The 21,445-nt window shown below is 36.4% G+C and carries 23 protein-coding genes and 1 pseudogene; 18 read left to right on the forward strand and 6 right to left on the reverse strand.

The window, feature by feature from the left end; translation table 11 throughout:
• Positions 1–10: 10 nt before the first annotated feature.
• The 8 genes and pseudogenes from G9371_RS01910 (at position 11) to G9371_RS01940 (ending at position 5,593) form a co-directional block, all read left to right on the forward strand.
• A complete protein-coding gene (locus G9371_RS01910; protein ID WP_029424492.1) occupies positions 11–337 on the forward strand; it encodes a hypothetical protein in 327 nt (108 codons plus the stop codon).
• A gap of 277 nt (positions 338–614) precedes the next feature.
• Complete coding sequence (locus G9371_RS01915; RefSeq protein WP_029424491.1) at positions 615–983, forward strand: hypothetical protein; 369 nt, start codon at positions 615–617, stop codon at positions 981–983.
• A gap of 53 nt (positions 984–1,036) precedes the next feature.
• Positions 1,037–1,284: pseudogene (locus tag G9371_RS19410) on the forward strand (hypothetical protein); the annotation flags it as partial.
• Between the two features lie 57 nt (positions 1,285–1,341).
• Entirely contained in the window at positions 1,342–1,941 is a 600-nt protein-coding gene (locus G9371_RS01920; RefSeq protein ID WP_029424490.1) for a hypothetical protein, read from the forward strand.
• 296 nt (positions 1,942–2,237) lie between these two features.
• Positions 2,238–2,792, forward strand: a complete 555-nt coding sequence (locus tag G9371_RS01925; RefSeq protein WP_029424489.1) for a hypothetical protein — start codon at positions 2,238–2,240, stop codon at positions 2,790–2,792.
• Positions 2,793–2,928: 136 nt separating this feature from the next.
• Positions 2,929–3,252, forward strand: coding sequence for a hypothetical protein (locus G9371_RS19165; RefSeq protein WP_029424488.1), 324 nt, complete (start codon positions 2,929–2,931; stop codon positions 3,250–3,252).
• 251 nt (positions 3,253–3,503) lie between these two features.
• Entirely contained in the window at positions 3,504–4,412 is a 909-nt protein-coding gene (locus G9371_RS01935) for a hypothetical protein (protein ID WP_029424487.1), read from the forward strand.
• A 617-nt stretch (positions 4,413–5,029) separates the two neighbouring features.
• Entirely contained in the window at positions 5,030–5,593 is a 564-nt protein-coding gene (locus tag G9371_RS01940; RefSeq protein WP_024432201.1) for a TetR/AcrR family transcriptional regulator, read from the forward strand.
• A gap of 51 nt (positions 5,594–5,644) precedes the next feature.
• Here G9371_RS01940 and G9371_RS01945 read toward each other — a convergent pair whose 3' ends face one another.
• A complete protein-coding gene (locus G9371_RS01945) occupies positions 5,645–6,562 on the reverse strand; it encodes a LysR family transcriptional regulator (protein WP_000802863.1) in 918 nt (305 codons plus the stop codon).
• A gap of 97 nt (positions 6,563–6,659) precedes the next feature.
• Between G9371_RS01945 and G9371_RS01950 the strand changes: the two genes are divergently transcribed.
• The 3 genes from G9371_RS01950 (at position 6,660) to G9371_RS01960 (ending at position 11,222) form a co-directional block, all read left to right on the forward strand.
• A complete protein-coding gene (locus G9371_RS01950; RefSeq protein ID WP_086374560.1) occupies positions 6,660–8,042 on the forward strand; it encodes an aspartate aminotransferase family protein in 1,383 nt (460 codons plus the stop codon).
• A 110-nt stretch (positions 8,043–8,152) separates the two neighbouring features.
• Complete coding sequence (locus G9371_RS01955) at positions 8,153–9,721, forward strand: CoA-acylating methylmalonate-semialdehyde dehydrogenase (protein ID WP_029424485.1); 1,569 nt, start codon at positions 8,153–8,155, stop codon at positions 9,719–9,721.
• Positions 9,722–9,824: 103 nt separating this feature from the next.
• Positions 9,825–11,222: an amino acid permease gene (locus G9371_RS01960; RefSeq protein ID WP_001058173.1), complete on the forward strand. Its 1,398-nt coding sequence runs from the start codon at positions 9,825–9,827 to the stop codon at positions 11,220–11,222.
• A gap of 146 nt (positions 11,223–11,368) precedes the next feature.
• Here the strand turns inward: G9371_RS01960 and G9371_RS01965 are convergent, their stop codons facing one another.
• On the reverse strand, positions 11,369–11,602 hold the full coding sequence (locus tag G9371_RS01965; RefSeq protein ID WP_001094391.1) for a DUF2171 domain-containing protein: 234 nt from the start codon (positions 11,600–11,602) through the stop codon (positions 11,369–11,371).
• Positions 11,603–11,900: 298 nt separating this feature from the next.
• Between G9371_RS01965 and G9371_RS01970 the strand changes: the two genes are divergently transcribed.
• From G9371_RS01970 to G9371_RS01995, 6 genes are all read left to right on the forward strand, one after another.
• Positions 11,901–12,875, forward strand: coding sequence for an acyl-CoA dehydrogenase (locus G9371_RS01970; RefSeq protein WP_029424484.1), 975 nt, complete (start codon positions 11,901–11,903; stop codon positions 12,873–12,875).
• Positions 12,863–13,657, forward strand: a complete 795-nt coding sequence (locus G9371_RS01975) for a PIG-L deacetylase family protein (protein ID WP_000536977.1) — start codon at positions 12,863–12,865, stop codon at positions 13,655–13,657. Before G9371_RS01970 ends, G9371_RS01975 begins: the two co-directional genes overlap by 13 nt.
• Positions 13,632–14,231, forward strand: a complete 600-nt coding sequence (locus G9371_RS01980; RefSeq protein WP_000581929.1) for a class I SAM-dependent methyltransferase — start codon at positions 13,632–13,634, stop codon at positions 14,229–14,231. The genes G9371_RS01975 and G9371_RS01980 overlap by 26 nt, the downstream gene beginning before the upstream one ends.
• Positions 14,228–14,872 carry a glycosyltransferase gene (locus G9371_RS01985; protein WP_000690470.1) on the forward strand — a complete coding sequence of 215 codons (645 nt, stop codon included), beginning with the start codon at positions 14,228–14,230 and terminating at the stop codon, positions 14,870–14,872. Before G9371_RS01980 ends, G9371_RS01985 begins: the two co-directional genes overlap by 4 nt.
• A 286-nt stretch (positions 14,873–15,158) precedes the next feature.
• Positions 15,159–15,521: a NirD/YgiW/YdeI family stress tolerance protein gene (locus G9371_RS01990; protein WP_029424483.1), complete on the forward strand. Its 363-nt coding sequence runs from the start codon at positions 15,159–15,161 to the stop codon at positions 15,519–15,521.
• A gap of 163 nt (positions 15,522–15,684) precedes the next feature.
• Entirely contained in the window at positions 15,685–16,155 is a 471-nt protein-coding gene (locus tag G9371_RS01995) for an AnBLUF65 family BLUF photoreceptors (RefSeq protein ID WP_001102889.1), read from the forward strand.
• On the opposite strand, the gene G9371_RS02000 is transcribed toward G9371_RS01995, so the two are convergent.
• The 4 genes from G9371_RS02000 to G9371_RS02015 form a co-directional block, all read right to left on the reverse strand.
• Complete coding sequence (locus G9371_RS02000; protein ID WP_000469224.1) at positions 16,152–16,478, reverse strand: hypothetical protein; 327 nt, start codon at positions 16,476–16,478, stop codon at positions 16,152–16,154. The two genes, G9371_RS01995 and G9371_RS02000, sit on opposite strands and share 4 nt — an antisense overlap.
• Positions 16,479–17,045: 567 nt before the next feature.
• Positions 17,046–17,651: a LysE family translocator gene (locus tag G9371_RS02005; protein ID WP_000429472.1), complete on the reverse strand. Its 606-nt coding sequence runs from the start codon at positions 17,649–17,651 to the stop codon at positions 17,046–17,048.
• Positions 17,652–17,701: 50 nt separating this feature from the next.
• Positions 17,702–18,538, reverse strand: a complete 837-nt coding sequence (locus G9371_RS02010) for an AraC family transcriptional regulator (protein ID WP_029424482.1) — start codon at positions 18,536–18,538, stop codon at positions 17,702–17,704.
• A 157-nt stretch (positions 18,539–18,695) separates the two neighbouring features.
• Positions 18,696–19,844 carry an alpha/beta fold hydrolase gene (locus tag G9371_RS02015; protein WP_029424481.1) on the reverse strand — a complete coding sequence of 383 codons (1,149 nt, stop codon included), beginning with the start codon at positions 19,842–19,844 and terminating at the stop codon, positions 18,696–18,698.
• Between the two features lie 360 nt (positions 19,845–20,204).
• Between G9371_RS02015 and gltS the strand changes: the two genes are divergently transcribed.
• Positions 20,205–21,440 (forward strand): sodium/glutamate symporter, encoded by a 1,236-nt coding sequence (gene gltS, locus G9371_RS02020; RefSeq protein ID WP_000397471.1) that lies wholly within the window; start codon positions 20,205–20,207, stop codon positions 21,438–21,440.
• Positions 21,441–21,445: the final 5 nt, after the last annotated feature.

Genomic DNA, 21,445 nt, shown 5'->3' on the forward strand with positions numbered 1-21,445 from the left:
GGTATAGATGATGAATTCGTGGCAAAATGAACATAATGAGAGGCAATATAATCTAATGTTAGATATGATCTTCGAATTTAAAAATGAGAAGATTGGTATTAAGCAACTTATTTTAAGTTTAAAATCCTTATGTAATGCTCTGGAATCCGTTCCTGAAAGTTGGAAAAATTCTTTTAATGAGGAATGGTTTACACTTGAAACAGTTTATGCCTTAGCTTTAGATAGGCAAGAAGAAAGTTTAGATAAAAAGTTTATTCTCACTAGTGAGGAAATAAATATAATTAATAATACATTAGTTAATTTACAAAACTTAATATCTGAGAGAAAGGCTAAATAAAATGGAAAATTAGGTAAAATCTAAACTAATATAGATAGGATTGTTGAAAAAAAGCTTCCACCTCTGAGTGGAAGCATAATTCTCATTTTACTGAAAAGCTATAAACTCTAATGGTACATCTTTAACCAATCAAACTCCATTTTCAGCTTGGAAAAATTCGAATCCATTCTTATGCATGAATCACTAAAATATGTGGTTTGCCATATCAATATAATCAGTATACATATAAAGCATATGATATGAAGAACAACCCTTAAACCAGCTTGGAGTAAGTAAAATGAGATTTATTGAGAAAGACTCTGGATTGAAAGGGATGGTAGGTTCTATATATTTTACTGATGGAAAATATCACTACTTGTCAATGATAGAAAATTATATTGGGCTGAGGGTTTTTTTTGAAAATGAAATAGATATAACTAGTAATGATTCATGTGAGTTATGTGAGTTATGTGAGTTATGTGAGTTATGTGAGTTATGTGAGTTTAAGGCTGCCTTATATAACGATATTCGTCAAATGCATCCTGTTCTGTATAATATATTAAAAGAGGATTGGGATTTATATATAGATATAGTTGAAGGTGTTCCAGAGTCTTGGCAAATTTTTCTAGAAAAACTAAAAGAATTTGATGAGGAAAGGCGTATTTGAAGCTAATAATCCAAATCGAAAGCAAGAGCTTAGTTAATTAATCAAGGTTATCCAATAGTGTGACCAAAAGTGATATTAAACCCAAAACATTACAATTCAAGATGAACGAGGTCAGCAAGCATTAACAGGTAAGACTGCCGGACAAATTAAATCTGAGATATTGACGTTTGTAACCAAAGATACCGCACGTGAGAATAGTGGAGCACTGCAAAACAACTTTGATAAAGATAGAGTTCAAAGTGAAATTAATTTACAGATGGACGTAACGAAGAATTTTGATGCGAAATGTCATGAAGTACAAGGTAATTATTGAAACATGTAGTAATTGTCAAGTTACATGGCCGAAAGGAACAAAATAATGCATATTTCTAGAAGTGATTGGGAACCAGGTTTTGGTGAAATATTTACATGGTTTGCTATGGATAAAAATGGAAAAATAGCAGTAATGGTGAATAATTGTTGGGGACGGCTACCGGAAGCATTGTTGGTTATACCTAACTTTGAAGATTTATTAGATGATCTTAATGAATATAAATGGCAAGAATCAGAAAAGTATGCGAGTTATCCTGCAGAAAAAAATGGAGAAACTATCCTAGATTTGTATTCATCTTTAATCCATGGGGTAAATTACCCTAGACAAGATGTTGAGTTTTGGATGAAAAGTAAGCAAAATTCTGAAGATTTAAATGAAATTAATATGCCTTCAAAAAAAGGTTTTTTTATTTATCATAGTCTTGAGGGCGATAATGCTAGCAAAGACTACCCTGTGGGTTATAATGGAGAAACGAAGATAGGAGATTATTTTAGATATTTAATGCCAACGGTTTATGCATCAATTAATGATTTCCCAACAGAATTACATCATGGAATAGCTGTCTCTGATACAGTTGATTTTAATGTGGATAGATTATTTGATAACGAGAAAATAAGTGAATACTTCCCAAAAATGTATAGGTAACACCTGAGCTTTGTTAGGTAAAGATTGATAACTTGAACTACATTTAGCTAGAATGCAATGAAAAGGATTATATAAATATATTGGCTTGGTAGGTCAAGATACCTCTTGGATAAATCAAAAAAATGATCAGTCTAGGATTTGTAAAACAAAGGCTTTCACCATCGACTTGATTTTATTTTGTACAATTATGCAAGAGGTCTAATATTTATTTATACCACGACCAGTATAAAAACCGCCAAGGAAAATAGCGGAGCCTTAACTTGATCCTAGGCAAAATAATAAAGAAGGAAAGAAGAATGGATGATTTAGATTACTCGGCACCTTCTTATGTTCATAAAGATTCTGACAGAATTGGAGTATTTTTAGCTTCAGTAATTGGTTTTGTAGGTTTGTTTTTTGTTTTAAGAAAAATCTATCTAACAGGTTTTTCTGATATAATCATTGATTTTAATTTTGAAACAATTGTTTTATTAGTGGTTTTGGTTGGATGGTTCTTTATGATGCTTTCAGGACTGTCCTCAATATTTCCTATTTATATTGATGGGAGTGGTGGGCATTATAGGACATTGTTTTTAAGAAAAAGAAACCTTAAATGGCAAGATGTAAATAATATTGCTATATTAAAAGGAAAGAAAGGTAATAAATTTAAATATAATACCATCGTGTGTAGTCGAGATCCTAGCAAATTAGTATGGTCTATTTCTGTTTCAGAAGATGATAGTTATGAGGAACTATATAAAGTTATTGACTATTACGTTCATAAATATGAAATTGAAGTTACATTAGAAAGTACCTTAGACGGTTCTGTTCAAAGACTTGATAGAATGCCAAAGAAGTTGGATTTTTCATGAAATACTAAGAGTTATAAAGGAAATATTACTTTATAAAATATGCCTATCAATTTTAGATAGGCATATTTTATAATCTATTAATGCCTATGAGTATATGGTTGATTATTAACAATAGGATATATAAATAGTGAATAAAATGTCTAGTAAGATACTGAACGAGTTAGAAGAGGTAGTTTTCAAATATATTAATGATGAAACTGAATTTTGTTATTTTAAAGGATTTATAACTGATAAAAGTAATGCCTTAAATGATTTTATTAATTTTAGACATGATCTAGTCATGATAATAGAGAATTGGTTTGAGTACGTGGAGTTTTGCTATTTAGAGGAAAACTGGAAAAAATATGCTCTAGAGTTAGGATTTTTCTTGATTGATGGAATTAAAAATTATCCTAATGAGGTCCATCTACCATTAGAATCAATTATCGTGAAAGAGCAATTTTCTCGTTATTTATCCTGATTTTTAAATTGATATGAAAAATTCTAAAAATAAAATTTCTATAGATAAAAAAATAGGTAGGGCAGCCTACTCAACTTTGAGTAGAGTTTATATTTAACAGTCATCATTTTCGATATATTTCTTTAATATCATAAAATATACTACCTAGTATAGGTAGGCTCGATTGGTTTTCTCAGTCGTGAATGCTTATTTTGGGAACATTAAAATATTTAGATTTATATACTTCAAAAGTTAATATAAAGGAAAAAAAGATGACTTTAGTTAATAAAACATTGGTCTCTATTGGAATGGGATTGGCATTAACTGCTTGTGGAGGTTCTGGTAGTGATGGTGGTTCTTGGAGTGCTCCTCAAACACCTAATACGGGGTCAAATAGCCAAGAGCAAACTGACAGAAGTAATAGCTCAGGTACTGTGACTGCAGCATTTGTTCCGACAGCAACAGCAAGCATGATGCTAATACCTTTTAATGGTTTCACATTAGGTAAAATGGATGCAAATAGAGCAGTACAAAATACTGATGGAAGCTATACCAAGTTTGAGAACTATGAGTTAACTGGAGATAAAATAGCAGTTAAAGATATTGCAGGTAATCAAAATTTTGCGTTAGGGCGTTGGTCATACGGAACGGCCAATCAATATAAGTCTGATGGAACGCTTTCAAGCCAAGACATTTTACAGAAATCGCAAAACTTATATTGGACGTATGCCGTTTATAACGCATATACCCAAGGCGCGACTTCTGTGGGTAAAAAGACCTGTGAGGTTAGCGCATTTACTAAACCTTATCTGACGAATTGGGGCGACGGTTCATCATCGACTTTACCAAATTTAGCAACCTCTACTGCTGGTACAGCAGAGTTTGAACTTTTAGCGGATGGAAAAGCTACTTTTAAAATCAGTATTACAACAACGAATGGCAGAAGTACAAACACTGCAACGTATAGTCCAGGCCAAAAAGCTGACTTTGCTACAAATTCAGGTATTATTACTGGCGCAACAACGATTGATCCTACGTCAAGTATAAATTCAAATGGACAATTTCTTGTGCAAGTGGGCCAAGGTTTAAATAAAGAAGTTCTACTTATCGCAAGCTATACAAATCAGCTTTCTGCAAAAGGCGAACGTTATTCAGGTCAAGCAGTATTTACCTGTAAATAAAAATGCATAAAAAAATAGGAGGGATTAACCTCCTATTTTTTATAGGTCACTCATATCAGCTCACCTCAAAAAACCCACTGATTTATCAAATACTTTGTCTGTTTTATTTTAAAACAGTTGTCACTTTTTGTGCTTGACGATAAATAGAGTGACTATTATCCTTTGCGTGCTGGCCTACATTGCCAGTCGGTTGTCGCAGACCGTACTTCAAGAGCATTAAAAGATTCTTCTTTTAGTGTGTATACCCTCGCGCCCCCTCTATGGTGGAACGGAGGGGGACACCTTCGGGTGTGCTGGGTCTTGAAGCCAGTCTGCGAACCCCCTTCGTTCTGCCACCATAATTTTAATGTCTGGCAGAACTCCCAATAAAAAGGAGTTGGCTTTGCACATCCATTGTTTCTTGGCTCTCGAAGCCAAAAGCTATAACGACACAGCTTAAAAATTTAAAGCAGCTTGATTACCCTAAGGTTTTCACGCTCAAAGTCATTTTTATTTAAAACTTAGTAACCACAAAATGTGAGATGTGCCAAGCACAGTCTTTATGGCTTTGCTGTGCCTTTTTTTCTCCCAAAAAAGTATCTCATTTACAAACAACAAGAATTTATAACGGTAAAATTATGCGAAATTTAGTTCTCCCAACACGTGCCTTATACGTTGTAAATAAAGCAATTGATCTGTTTCATCACCGTGGATTTCACCTTATTGGCGTCGACAGAATAGTGAAAGAATCAGAGATTACAAAAGCGACTTTTTATAATTATTTTCATTCTAAAGAACGGCTTATTGAAATTTGCCTTGTGGTGCAAAAAGAAAAGCTCCAAGAGCAAGTGGTCGCAATGGTCGAGTATGACTTAAGCCCTCCCGCAATAGATAAACTTAAAAAGCTTTATGACTTACATACCGATGTAGAAGGGCCGTATTACTTATTATTTAAAGCCATTTTCGAGATTAAAAATAGCTATCCCAACGCTTATCAAACCGCCGTGCGCTATAGAATATGGCTAAAAAATGAAATTTATAGTCAGCTTAGATTGCTTAAAACCGATGTATCTTTTACCGATGCCAAACTATTTTTATATATGGTGGAGGGCACAATTATTCAGTGTTTAGACAAGAACGATGCGCATGAAGGAAATAAAGTATTAGATTACTTTTTATTGAGTATTTTAAAGATCAATTAACTTTAAAAGCTCCTTTTGTGGAGCTTTTTATTTCAATATCAGTACCTACCTTTAATTGTTAGCTATTCGCTTCTCAAGCATTTCCATAAAGGTTTTTAAAATATTATTGTGATTTTTACCCTTATGAGTAATTAAGCATATAGGGGTGCTGTAGTGCATTTTATCTTTTAAAACAGGCTGCATAACACCGTCTTCAACCCATTTTTTTGCATAGTGGTCGGGTAAAAAGCCTAAAAATTTTCCGGTTAAAATGAGAAAGGCAATACCTTCGCGGTCACTTGCGGTCGCTTTACAATCTAAAAGCTGATGCAACTTGGCTGCTTCCGAGGTAATCGCATAATTAGGAAGAATGGCTTGCCATTTTTTTAATTCATTTAAATGAATGTTGCTACATTGGTTAAATAAAGGATGATTTTTGCCGCAATATAAAAATGAACTTTCACTATATAAATCGAAATAGTCTAAACCAGACAAAGGCGTAACAAGGGGGATAACACCTGCGTGCAAACGGTTATCAAGTACACGGCATTCAATATCTGAAAGGGTGCTCATACTGATATTAATAATAACCTCGGCATGTTCCTCGGCAAGTTGTGTCAAGGTGTTGGTGATATAACCTCTAGGCATAGTCACAAGGTTGTTAATAATGCCGATATTAAATTCACCCTTAAGACGGTTATGCATTTGATTGACTTTAGAACGGAAGTCTTCAATGGCTGCTGTCAGCACTTCAATATATTCTAAAATTTCCCGTCCTTCATCGGTCAGGGCAAAGCCGGCACGGCCACGTTGGCATAGCCGAATGCCCAGACGATTTTCTAAATCACTCATATGCAAACTAATTGCAGAGCGGCTAATACCTAAAATACTTTCTGCAGATGTAAAGCTGTGACAGTCGCAAACCGTTTTAAATATTTTGAGAAGTTTTATATCAAAATCAGTAACTTGATTTAATTTTTTAGGTTTCATTTAGTTTTGTTTTTTTAAATCTAAACTCAAGATAATTTGAATTTATCAAACTTATCTCGCTATGTACACTCAAACCATAATTTGAAAATAAACAGGAATGGTTATGTTTGATACGGATAAATTCAGCGACTCTGAACATACTTTGGAAGCGGTTCAAACCAATAATAATATGTATATAAATTATCAGGCACACTGGATGCCTTTTTCAGCAAACCGAAACTTTGCTAAAGACCCACGTATGATTGTGGGTGCCAAAGGGTCTTATCTGATTGATGATTCTGGCCGTGAAATATTCGATTCACTTTCAGGCTTATGGACGTGTGGTGCAGGCCATACCTTGCCCGAAATTCAACAAGCGGTGAGCGCTCAGTTAGGTCAGCTCGACTACTCACCAGCGTTCCAGTTTGGTCATCCATTGTCTTTTAAGTTGGCAGATAAAATTGTTCAGCATATGCCTGAAAGACTACAACACGTTTTCTTTACCAATTCAGGTTCAGAGTCGGCGGATACGTCTATAAAAATGGCACGTGCCTATTGGCGCATTAAAGGTAAACCAAGTAAAACCAAATTGATTGGTCGTGCCCGTGGCTATCATGGTGTGAACGTTGCAGGGACAAGTTTAGGTGGGATTGGCGGCAACCGTAAAATGTTTGGACAACTGATGGATGTAGACCATTTACCTCATACTTTGCAACCTGATTTAACTTTTATCAAAGGCTGTGCAGAAACAGGCGGGGTAGAACTTGCCAATGAAATGCTTAAGTTAATTGAGCTACACGATGCTTCAAATATTGCAGCCGTCATTGTGGAGCCTATTTCTGGTTCTGCGGGTTGTATTGTGCCGCCAACAGGCTATTTACAACGTTTAAGAGAAATCTGTGATCAGCATGACATCTTGTTAATTTTTGATGAGGTGATTACAGGTTTTGGGCGTTTAGGAACGTGGACGGCGGCAGAATATTTTGGGGTTACGCCAGATATTTTGAATTTTGCGAAACAGGTGACCAATGGTGCTATTCCTTTAGGTGGAGTGGTGGCAAGCCATGAAATTTACTCTGCCTTTATGCAGCAAGACTTACCAGAGCATGCCATTGAATTTACCCACGGCTATACCTATTCGGCACATCCGGTTGCTTGCGCGGCGGCTTTAGCTGCGCTTGAAGTTCTAGAAAAGAAAAACTTATTAGCGCAATCTGCGGCGTTAGCACCAAGTTTTGAAAAGGTGCTGCATGGCTTAAAAGGCGCACCGCACATTTTAGACATTCGCAACTGTGGCTTGATTGGTGCTTTGCAGTTAGCTCCGCGTGATGGTGATGCCACCATCCGAGGCTTTGAGCTTGGTATGAAACTCTGGAAAGAAGGTTTCTATGTTCGCTTTGGTGGCGACACGCTTCAGTTCGGTCCAATGTTTAATAGTACAGAAGCAGATATTGACCGCTTAATGAATGCTGTGGGCGATGCACTTTATCAAGTGAATTAAAGTTTATTAGGCATTTTATCGGGGTCTGTAATGTCAACAGACCCATCTTCAAAATCTAAATGAAAAATGCAGTTTGATTTGAAAACTAATTGTAGTAAGGAGTAACAACAATGACAAATGGTCTAGAAGATTTTAGCTATGACGAAGTTTCAACTGAAAATAGTACGCATAGTGAACAAGCCAAAAAAGTGCTAGGGCATTTCATTCAAGGAAGAATTGTATCTAAAACGGCAAGAAAACAGCCAGTTTACAATCCTGCGACGGGTGAAATTAGTAAAGAAGTCGAAATTGCAGATGCACAAACGGTAAATGAAGCAGTTCAGGCGGCCGAACAAGCATTTCCTGCATGGCGAGATACACCGGTCATTAAACGTGCACGTGTCATGTTTAAGTTCAAACAATTATTAGAGCAAAATGCCGAAAAGATTTGCGCTTTGATTGGGCAAGAGCACGGTAAAATTTCTCATGATGCTCAAGGCGAACTGCAACGTGGTATTGAAAATGTTGAATATGCTTGCGGCGCACCAGAGCTTTTAAAAGGGGAGTTTTCAAAAAATGTCGGACCAGATATCGACTCATGGAGTGAGTTCCAACCGCTAGGTGTTGTTGCTGGAATTACACCATTTAACTTCCCGGCCATGGTCGCTTTATGGATGTTCCCCATGGCATTAGTCTGCGGTAACTGCTTTATTTTAAAACCTTCTGAAAAAGCGCCTTCTGTGGTTTTATTCCTTGCTGAACTTTTAAAACAGGCAGGTTTACCTGACGGCGTGTTTAATGTGGTCAATGGTGACAAAGAGGCGGTAGATGCCTTATTGCATCATCCTTGTATTCAGGCAGTCAGCTTTGTGGGTTCAACACCAATTGCTGAATATATTTACCGTACCGCAACCTCAACAGGTAAACGTTGCCAAGCATTAGGCGGTGCAAAAAATCATGCGATCATTATGCCTGATGCCGATATTGATAACGTAGTGACTTCATTGTTAGGTGCAGCTTTTGGCTCTTCCGGTGAACGCTGTATGGCACTTTCGGTTGCAGTTGCCATTGGAGATGAAGTTGCCGATGTTGTGATTGATAAGCTGACTCAAGAAATGAAAAAATTGAAGTTCGGCCACTATGCAGATGCAAGCAACGACTTTGGTCCGCTTATTACCCAAGCGCATAAAGACAAAGTGCAGGCTTATATTCAAAGTGCAGAACAGCAAGGCGCAAAAATTGTGGTCGATGGCCGCGATGCAAAACCGGCAGGCTATGAAAAAGGTTTCTTTGTTGGACCAACTTTAATTGATCAAGTCACACCAAACATGACCAGCTACCAACAAGAAATTTTTGGTCCTGTGTTGCAAGTTATGCGTGTAAATACCATGCAAGAAGCGATGCAACTCATTAATGACCATGAATATGGTAACGGTACTTGTATCTATACTCGTGACGGTGAAGCAGCACGCTATTTTAGCAGTCACATTCAAGTCGGTATGGTGGGTATTAATGTGCCTTTACCAGTTCCTGTGGCTTACCATAGTTTTGGTGGTTGGAAGCGTTCGTTGTTTGGTGATTTACATGCGTATGGTCCAGATGGTGTCCGTTTCTACACACGCCGTAAAACCATTACACAGCGCTGGCCTTCGGCTCAAGTCCGTGAAGCAAAACAGTTCTCAATGCCAACTTTAAATTAATTATTGCAACAAGGGGAAAACATTAGGTTTTCCCTTTTTCATAACATAGGATTTTGAACATGTAATAGATTGTTTTTATGGATATATTTTTAAGGAATGAAATATGAATAATGATAGAACAAAAAAATTAGGCGAAGGACTTTCAAATCGCCATATCACAATGATTAGTATTGGCGGTGTTATTGGTGCTGGTTTATTTGTTGGTTCATCTTCTGCAATTGCCAAGGCCGGCCCAGCGGTGATTCTTGCGTACCTGATTACCAGCATTATGGTATTTCTGGTTATGCGTATGTTAGGTGAAATGGCCGTTTTAGAACCAGACACTGGTTCATTTTCTACCTATGCCCGTAAAGCAATTGGCCCATGGGCAGGCTTTACAATAGGTTGGTTATATTGGTGGTTTTGGGTACTTGCGATTCCGGTAGAAGCCATTGCAGGTGCTGAAATTTTACATTCGTGGTTTCCGAGCGTTTCGGTTTCTATCTATGCATTTTGCTTTATTGTGTTCTTAAGCTTAGCTAACTTTTTTAGTACCAAAAGTTTTGGTGAGTTTGAGTTCTGGTTTTCTTTGGTCAAAGTGGTAGCCATTATTGGTTTCATTATTATTGGTATTTTGGCAATTTCAGGTATTTGGCCTTTAGCTAAAAATGTCAGTGGTGTTGCTAATTTATACAACAACGCTGGTTTTATGCCGCACGGTATGGGGGGAATTTTATCTGCCATTTTAATTACGGCATTTTCATTCTTTGGTGTGGAAATTGTCTCGATTGCCGCAGCAGAGTCATCTAACCCTAAACAGAAAATTAGACGTGCCACCAATTTGGTGTTGTACCGTATTATTCTTTTTTTCGTGGTCTCAATGTTTATTGCGGTTTCACTTGTCGATTGGCGTTCACCGGACTTACAAAAGTACGGGACATTCCAATACGTTTTAATGAGCTTAAACGTACCAGGCACTAAACTCATCATTGATACGGTCGTGTTTATCGCCGTTGCGAGCTGTATGAATGCGGCAATTTATACCTCTTCTCGTATGTTATTTCGTTTGGGAACACGCAATGAAGCACCGCAGGCAGTCACTAAAGTGAACTATGCCGGTGTACCGGCAATTGCGGTGTTTTCCTCAACTTTTATTGGTTTAGTATGCTGTGTTATAAACTATGTATTTCCTGGAAAAGTCTTTGGCTTATTGCTCTCAAGCACAGGGTCAATTGCTTTACTCGTGTACTTGGTTATTGCGTTTTCACAACTACGTTTAAGACATAAGCTAGAAGCGGCTGGAGCGGAAATTCCATTTAAAATGTGGTTATTCCCATGGCTGACTTGGTTTGTGATTATCATTATTTTAAGTGTATTGGCTTATATGTTCTTCTCACCAGCCTATAGTTATGAAACGACTCTATCTTTAGGTGTAACCTTAGGTGTGGTGGTTTGCGGTTTGTTTGTGACCCGAAAGCGTAAAGCAACCCGTTCGGTTGCGATCAATCAGAGTAATTTATAAATATTAAATTAATTTTTAATGATACAAATAAAAAGCTCCTTAATAAAAGGGAGCTTTTTACTTTTTTAATTCTAATTATTTTATTTTAATTGTAGTTGGGTTTTTATAATAATATAAAGAGTTAAAAGCTAACTAAGCACAGATGTTTAAATCGCTTGCCAGTTTTCTTTAACTTCTTCTGAGTTTTTATTTAAAATGACTTGATCTTCTTTTACCTCCCCAATCCAAGAAGTAGGGATAAGATGATGTTGATCATTTTCATCTTTGGTGAGTTTTAACTGATTTTCACCTTCAAGATGATCGACAGTTCCTACTTTGGTGCCACAAGAAGCAATAACGTCTGCATGTTTTTTAATATCATTAATATTTAAAGTATTCATCTTTGACCTCTTCTTTGGAAATAGAAAAACGGTAGAAACTAAATTACTGGATAAAACAGCAGAAATCCTTAATTTTTAATAAACCTTACATGATTATTTTATAATTTCACTTAAGCGATATATTTAGGTAACAATGAAATAAAAAGAAATATTCATTGAATAAAGTTATAGAAAATATCTTTTTATTACATTTTATATCTTTAATTAAACAGAATTATTTCGATATGTTTAAGTGAATACTTTTGAATAATTATTTGTAATGAATATTAAAATATCTATAAATATGACAATCTTGAGTATGTTGAATGAATTTGAACATGCTCAGGCCGAAAACAAAAGTCAGCTCCGCCAAGATTTACTCTACCAATTGGTAAGTTTATCTAAAAGTTTGCCTTATCCAGCTTCAGGTCATACCTATCAGCGATGGCAATTGTTTGCTCAAATTGCAGGGTATGATTTAAGTCTCGCTAAATTATTTGAATCACATTGTGATGCCTTAAGTATTTTAAATGAGCTTGACTATCAAGATGAAATAGATGATCAGACTTGGGCCGTATGGGCAGCAGAGGGTGGACCAGCACCCATACAAGTAGAGAACAATCATTGTAGTGGTATAAAAACTTGGTGCTCAGGTGCTGAGTTTATTCAAAAAGCCTTAATGAGCTATAAGGATAAACAAGGCCAAGCACAGCTTTGTATTGTTGAATTGGCTCATCCTTCGGTTCATGTTGACCTAAGTCACTGGCAAGCAGTCGGCATGCAAGGAACCCAAACAGCCCAAGTACATTTTGACAATACTCCCGTTACGGTTATAGGTCAGCCAAATCGGTATTTGGAACGTCCCGGATTTTGGCATGGTGCAGCCGGTGTCGCGGCTTGTTGGTATGGTGCGGCGGTACGCTTGGTTAGCTTCTTACATAAAAGTTGCACCCTTAACCCAAACGCATTTAAAAAAATGTATTTAGGGGAGTTGGCTCAACAGCTCTCTGTAACCAAACAGTATTTTCAATATATTGCCAAGCTCATTGATGATGAGCCTGCGCTCAGCCATGAGCGTGAAATCCGTATATTACGTGCCCAAACAGAACAATGCTGCCAGAGTGTTATTCAACTCGTTGCTAAAGCTTTAGGCGCGCGTCCTTATTGTGAAGAGCCTACATTTTCACAGCTCATCGCTGATTTACCAGTATTTATCCGACAGAGCCATGCGGCTTTTGATTATGAGTCTATTGCTGAGCTCTGTTTACTGGAGAAAAGCTTATGGGAACTTTGAAGCATCCCTTAGTAGAGGACCGTATGATTTCAGGTGAAGGTACACCCGAATTCATGTGGCTTGAGGCATTTAAAAAGAATCCTTTAGATCGGCTGAATTTAAAGTTGTTTCAGTCTAAAAGAGTGGTGATTGTTGCTCCGCATCCTGATGACGAAGTGCTGGGTTGTGGTGGTTTAATGCAGCAGCTAGTTGAGCAAAACTGTCATATTGTCATTTTGGCAGTCAGTAATGGAACACAAAGCCATCCTCATTCAGTGAAATATACTCCTGACCAATTGAACGATTTACGTCCGCAAGAAACACTGGCTGCTTTAAATACTTTAGGTATTTCAGCTTTTTCTGAACGGATTGGTTTAAATCTAATGGATGGTCAAATTCATTTACAGACGGATCAATTGAATCAGGCGCTTAGCCAAATAGTTCAGCCCGAAGATATTTTAATTTGTAGCTATGCATTTGATGGCCATCCAGATCATGAGGCTGTCGGGAAAACAGTACAAGCTTTTGCCGAAGCTCGGGACTTACTATGTTTGCATGTATTGATCTGGGCATGGCATTGGGCAGAGCCTTTTGACACGCGAATTAACTGGTCCAAAGCAAAAGCTTATGCCTTAACTGAAAACCAGTTAATTAAAAAACATCAGGCGGTTATGCAATTTAAAACACAACTTGAAGCCGATGAGAGCACAGGAAATTCCGCCGTTTTATCCTCAAGTGCGATTAGCCGTCTTTTAATGCCTTATGAGGTATATCTGAGTGATTCATTCTCGTGTGTATTTTGAAGAGTTGTATCGTAGTAATAATGACCCGTGGGGCTATGACTATCACTGGTATGAAGCCCGTAAAAGACAAATCTGCCTTGCATTATTAACGCGACCACACTACGAAAGAGTTTTAGAAATTGGCTGTTCAAATGGGCATTTAAGTGTTTATCTGGCTCAGCGCGCTGCTCGTCTGTTATGTATTGATGTGTCGAAGCAAGCCGTTCAGCTCGCATCCCAACGGTTAGAAGCATTTGAACATGTGACTGTTGAAAATAGAAAAATACCTGAAGATTTTTATGAACAAAAATTTGACCTGATTGTAATTAGCGAAGTGGCGTACTACCTCACATTCGATGAGTTAGGTGAGTTTATTGAACAGTTAAAGCAGGCCTTAAACCCGGAAGGGGAAATTTTGTGTTGCCATTGGCGACATGATATTCAGGATTTTGAATTGAATGCCCAAAAAGTCCATCAAAGCTTTCAACAATCTTTTCCATTTCATCACTATTTAAGTCTGAACGATCCGGACTTTATGGTCGATGTTTGGACGGTTAATCCTTCATCAATAGCTCAGCGAGAACAATTACGATGAAAATAGGTGTTGTAGTTCCAGCGCATAATGAAGAGCAACATTTGCCCGCCTGTTTGCAATCAATTCAGGAGGCGATTGAAAAAGTACCGGATGAACAAGTCGAGGTTATGGTTGTACTTGATAGTTGTACGGATCAGTCGCGCTCAATTGTACAGCGCTACGGAGTAAGCTGGATTGAATGTAATTATGCATGTGTCGGAAAGGCACGGGACTTAGGTATCCGCCAACTTATTCAAAACGGCGCAACTTGGCTGGCTTGTACAGATGCTGATAGTGTGGTCAGCCCTGACTGGTTACGCTGCCAGATTTTGCATCAACCTACAGATGCAATTTGTGGCATTGTTACTTTAGATGACCTTAGCCGTTTATCGGTTATGAAACAAAAAAAATATTTATCGCATTATCAGGATTGTATGGATCATCACCATATTCATGGCGCAAATTTAAGTTTTAGTGCTGCTGCTTATATGCAAGTAGGCGGTTTTGAACCTGTTCCTTGCCATGAAGATGTTTCACTCATTCAAAAACTGATAAGGCAGTGCTGTAATATTACATGGAGCAATTTAGTTCGGGTAACTACCAGTAGTCGACTCGAAGGAAGAGCGCCGGAAGGCTTATCAAAATTTTTAGAAAATCTTTAATTAAACTTATTTTCTTAAGATTATTTTAATAATTAAAATATATTCTAAACTCAGATCCTCTGTTATACATAGTGTTTTAGTGTTCATTGAGCTATACCTTTTTGCCACATCACCCGATGTGGTTTTTTTTCATTATGACCATACAAACATCTAGGCCAACGCAAAGACCTTCTCAACAATAGTGCTGTATATCTGACACGATGACACAAAAAATCACAAAAGCTAAAACTCACGGTTTTCATAAATTGTTTAGATAGCTATAGATAAAATAACGAGGAGAACATTCATGAAAAAAATATTATTTACCACACTCGCTGGACTTGTTTTATTAACTAGTAGTGCAGCATTTGCAAGAACAGATCCCGCTTTACTTAATCAAGCAGCAAAAAATGTAGTCACTGTTTCAAAAGCTAAAACTTTAGCTGATGAAACAGGGGTAACCTTAACTGGTACTATCGTTAAGCATATTGCTGGCGATCATTATGAATTTAAAGACAAAACAGGTTCAATTGTGATTGATGTCGATGATGATTTGGCAAATGGTTGGCAGTTAAAGGTTGGAGATAAAGTGCGTATTGTAGGTGAGGTTGATACCCACCGCGTTAAACCGACTGAAATTGAAGTATTACAAATTGAACGTGTTAACTAATTTTTCATTTTAAATAAAAAGCTCGAACTAGATTCGGGCTTTTTTATTGAAATAAGCAAGCTTATAAATTTTTTATAATAATGAAATATAAAGTATTTTAAATAAAGGTATGTTAAGTTGAAAATTCCATTAATAATGAAATTTTATATTTCACGGAAGTCTTATGAACGTTCGCCTGTGTTATGCCAGCCAACGAAATGAAAAAAATGAAGATTTGCTACAAGATTTACGTGATATTCTGACAGAAGCTCGTGATTTCAACGATTTAAACGGGATTTGTGGGGTGCTTTATTATGCCGATAATGCATTTTTTCAATGTCTAGAAGGCGAACAAGAGGTCGTTGAAAGATTATTTGAAAAAATTCAAAAAGATCAAAGGCATTATAATATTAAATGGTTATGCACATACTCCATTGATGAACACTCTTTTCAGCGTTGGTCAATGAAATACGTGCAGCGTAATACAAATATTGAAACTTTCTTTCTTAACATGGGAGAAAATACCTTTAACCCGCTTTTGCTGAACCAGCAAAACCTCAAATTTTTCTTAAATGAACTCTTAATTGCAGAGCAAACTAAGATGAATACGGTTAAAAAAGTTGGAATGGTGAATCGGGGAGTAAACCCGTTCTAGCTATTAGATGCGATACCGATATGGATGTGTTTGAGTTTAGGTACGATTTGTGTCATGACTAAATAAACAATTACTGAAATCGACAGCATCCATATCACTTCTAAACTTTGACTAATCACAAACATTGCCCAGTAAAAAAAGCTAAAAAGGGCAATACACAGTCCGCTTCCTTTGTAGTACCAAGTAATAAATATTCCAAAGAGCGCTGAAGAAATGATGAGATTTAGTGTCTGATTCATTCCTAGATAGTTAAAAAGAATAATTAGTAAGCATAAAGCTAACATTGATAGTAAATATACAAATATATTTTTTGCAATAAACATTCTTTATATCCTATCTGAAGATTTAAAAAGTAATCTTTCCTCTGTTTCCAGAGGAAAGATAGTACATATTCATTTTTTGAGATTCTTTTTCTATTATTGAGACTTTTTATATTAATAAAGATGACTTTATCATTTTCTCCAGATCTCTTTATTAATATTCAGCTTTCTATTTAATAGTAAAGAGTGCTTATATGTACTGAAATTAATTATAGGAAAAACAATCAATTATGTTGTAAGCTTTAGCTTACATAATTGTGAGACATTGCCTACATTTGTATGAAAAATAACCTAATTTTACAAAGTTGTATGAATAAAACTTTATACTTTACATATGTTTATTTGAAATTATTGTTGTGGTGAGCTTTACATAAATAACAAAAAGTAACATCGGATTTTCAATCATTATTTTTAAATAAAATTTGATGAATTAAAAATATTATTATTAAAAAGTTAATTAATATGAATTTTGATAATTTGTATAATAAAAAGTAATAATTTGAAGTTATACATTTAAAATATGTTTGTTAAAAATAGATTTCCTTATCTATTTTGATTAGATTTTGATGATCAAAATATGGAGAACATGGGCCACCAGACCGAGGCTAGTAATATAATAGCCATTATTTTATTAAAAATATTTATATGTTTTGATTTTGAAAGAAGCCGAGTACTTAGTCTGCCTACTAAGGCCCATAGGTAGAGACAAGGAAATGCTATAAGTAAAAAAATGCAGGATAAAATTGAGACATTTATCAAGATATCTTGTCCCTGTTTTGTATAGACGCTAATAACTGCAAAAGCCATCATCCATGTTTTAGGATTAATCGCTTGCATTAAAAAAGCAGCTTTAAAACCAATAGGAGGGTATTGTTCATTTTTTTCTAAAGAGATAACAGGATTGTAGTTATATAATTTCCAAGCTAGAACGGTAAGCCAGATTAAACCACTCCATGTCATAATTTTTTGAATAACAGGGTAAGCAAGAATAGTGGAGCCAAGGCCAATACCAACCACTAATACAAGTAAGGCTGCGCCAATACAAGAACCTAAAATAACGGGAAGTGTTTTAGAAATTTTATAATGACTACTTAAACTTAAAATTATAAAGTTGGTCGGGCCTGGAGTAATTGAGGCAACAATTGCAAATAATGAAAATGCAGTAAGGTTTTCCATCTTGTCTACCTTAGTTAATTGGGAGAGACAAGATGAAATAATTAAGGTTTTTAATCTTGAAGATTTGTGCAGATTTTTCTGTAAGCGGCTGGTGTTAGTCCATAACAGCGTTTAAACCAACGACTTAAATGACTTTGGTCTGAAAAACATAAGTCAGAAGCAACTTGTGCTGGAGAAATACTTCTAGCGAGTAAATCACGTGCTCGTGTAAGTCTCAGTTGAATAAGATATTGATGAGGAGCTAAATGAAAAGTGGATTTAAAAATACGGTGAATATGGTAACGGTCTAGTCCCACCATACGTGATATATCTTCTAACCCAATATCTTCAAATAAATGATCATGCAGAATATCTCGGATTTGATGGGCGATTTGGGGTACATTAATACAAGAAGATTGAGAAGCTTTTTTTAACCATTTACCTTGGGCAATATATTGAATAAGCACATCTAGACTATTGTCTTTCACAATATTCATTTCTTTATAGTGTAAGTGTCGAAATGCTTGTGAAGTAATGATTGCGAGTTGATCATCGGATTTTAATGGCGCATCAATCACTAGTTCGTAATGATCAGGGCTGTTGTGAAACAAACCTTGAAGGCGTTGCTTTAACCATTCTGGATGTAGATAAAGCATTTGGTAGGTAAAACCATCAGATGCAGGCGCATGTCCATCATGAATTTCTTCTGGCTCAAGCATAAAGACTTGCCCAGCATGACTATTGATTTGCTTTTTACGGCAATGAAATTGTTGAATGCCAGATTCAGTTACACCAATTAAATAACTTGAATGCCAATGGGGATCATAAGCATGGCCAGTAAAATGAGCACGGATTGTTTCGATACCCGTATTGGTATCTTTTGAAATATCCACCCAGTTACTACTCATAAGCACTGACCTATAAACTTTTAATTTTAGCCCCTGAAACAGTATAAAAGAGATAAAATTAGTTCTAGAAGATTTGTGCAAAAACTTTAAAAATTTAGTGTGTATTAAAACCAGCCTAAGGTTTAATAGGCTGGTTTTTCATTAACGTTTGAATTGATTAATCTGAACGTGTAGCCAGCCAATTACTCATTTCAGGCCAAACAGAGGTCGGAGCTTGGCTACCGGACACTACGCCCATATGGCCTCCGGGTACAGTTTTGAACGTTTTATCTTGGCTACTAATTAAATCCATAAGGGGCTTAACAGCATCGGCGGTCACAATAATGTCTGTATCGCCACCTACAGCCAACACTGAACAATCAATATCTTTTAAATAAGCTGTAAGTTCCCCAAATTTGATTACACCTGTTGAGAGTTCATTATCAATCCAGAAACGTAAAATAATGTCGCGCATAACGCCACCCGGATAGGCCAGCATATTGTCGATAAATGAACTAGAGGTAGCGTGGTCAACAATAAATTCTCGGTTATCCAGATTTTTAAGAAGTTGCCAATAGGTTTTTAAATTGCCAATGGGATCCGTTAATTTAAAACCGAGTGTGTTTTGCCATCCATGAATATGAAACACTTCACTTGGTACATGTTGGCGAATACGAAAAGGCGTATGCTTACGCACCCACTGTGCAGGTTTAGTTAGACTTCCATAGAGCTTACCCATATAACCTGCTTTATGTGTGTCGATCGGGGAAGCAAGAATCATTAGATTCTTAATATTTTTATCTTTAAATAACGCGGTATAGCAAAGTGAAAGTGCGCCACCTAAGCTCCAGCCATGTAATGAAAGCTGTTGTTGTCCACTATGTATACGGACCTGCTTTAACATTTCAGGCATAAAGACTTTTACGTAGGTGCCAAAATTGTATTTGGCTTGATTGCGAGTAGGTACACCCCAGTCTATTAAATAAACTTCGAAGCCTTGATCTAAAAAATAACGTATGAGACTGCGGGTAGGGAACAAATCGTAAATGAGCATGTTCACAGCTAAAGGCGGAACAATCACTAACGGCACACGGTGTTTGGCTGATGCTTCTGTCTCATTTCTATAATGGCGAAGGCTTATAATTTCATGCTTATAAATTACATCAAAAGGTGTTTTTCCTGACAGGGCAATTTCCGACCCTCTAAAAAACAGATCTGATGCATTGGAGAGCATGTGAGGTATTTTCTGACCAGCACGCTTTTTAAGAGATGTTTTAATCGACTTTACCTGTGGAACATTCTGTCGAACTTTAAGCAATAAACTCATTGAATATAAAACCTATAAAGATGTTGCCCAGAGCAAATAACGAGCTGGTCTTTTGCGGATATTAAAGGGAATAAAAGATGAGTTCAGTGACCTAAAAGACAGGATTTTCTGTTTAAGAGATCAAAGTGAAGTTATACTAAATTAATGATTTCTTTACATAAGATTTTGAAATAATTGATAAATTAAATTATAGGGTATGATTTTGTATAAAATATTTAAAAATTTAAGCTATTCTTAAGAATAGTAAAAATTTATTGGTAGGGTAATTTTGTAAAGTTTATTTGTGTTTTTTTTACATATTAAAAAATAAAATATAATTATTTTACAATCCGTTAGGAATGTAATCAGAAAGTAGTATATATGGAATTTGTTTTTAATGGTTTTTATACACTAATTTCGGCGGTCATCGTTCTATTGTTGGGTCGCTTTCTTGTCAATCGGATTGATTTTTTAAAACGTTATAATATCCCTGAACCAGTAGCAGGCGGTTTGGTCGCTGCGGTAGTTTCTTTACTTGTCCACACTTTCTGGGGATACAGTATTGTTTTTAGCAGTGAATTACAAACCAGCTTTATGCTCGTGTTCTTTGCTTCAATTGGTTTAAGTGCCAATTTTATGAAGCTTAAAGAGGGTGGTACTGCTTTAGTCATCTTCTTAATTTGTGTAGCCTCATTTATTGTTGTTCAAAATGCTGTCGGCATGAGCCTTGCAACCTTATTGGGTCTAGACCCACTTATTGGTTTGATTGCAGGTTCAATTACTTTAACCGGTGGTCATGGTACAGCAGGTGCTTGGGGTGAAATTTTAGAAAGCCAGCATGGTATTCAGGGTGCTTTAGCGTTAGGTATGGCAAGTGCTACGTTTGGCTTGATTATTGGTGGTGTCATTGGTGGTCCTTTAGCCAAATTGCTCATTAATCGTTATAGCCTTGCTCAAGCAAAAACCAATGCTGAGATTCAGCAGCGTGACACGCATGTTGAACAAAATTCAGATGATCTTGCACCGTTTGAAAACCCGCATCAAGTTCGTTTAATTACTGCCGACAATGCAATTACTACGCTTGGGATGTTTGCAGCATGTTTAGCATTTGCTGAATTTATGACTGGCTTTAGTAAGGGAACTTGGTTTGAGTTACCAACTTTCGTTTGGGCGCTTGGTGGCGGTGTAATCTTAAGAAATATTTTAGAAAGTGTGTTGAAGGTTGATATTTTTGACCGCGCGATTGACGTTTTTGGTAATGCGTCTTTATCTCTTTATTTAGCAATGGCATTGCTTTCATTAAAGCTTTGGCAACTTGCTGACTTAGCAGGTCCACTTGTGGTTATTTTAGGTGCTCAAACACTGACGATGGCTTTATACGCAGCATTTGTGACTTTCCGTGTAATGGGGAAAAATTACGATGCGGCAGTATTGGCAGCAGGTCACTGTGGTTTCGGTATGGGGGCTACACCAACCGCCGTTGCAAATATGCAGGCGATTACCAATATGTATGGCCCATCGCATAAAGCATTCTTAATTGTTCCGCTTTGTGGTGCATTCTTTGTCGACTTGATTAATGCAACTGTGATTCAGCTTATGTTGAAATTTATTGCTTAATTAAA

Source organism: Acinetobacter sp. EKM10A, from assembly GCF_011075215.1.
Classification (GTDB): Bacteria; Pseudomonadota; Gammaproteobacteria; order Pseudomonadales; family Moraxellaceae; genus Acinetobacter; species Acinetobacter baumannii.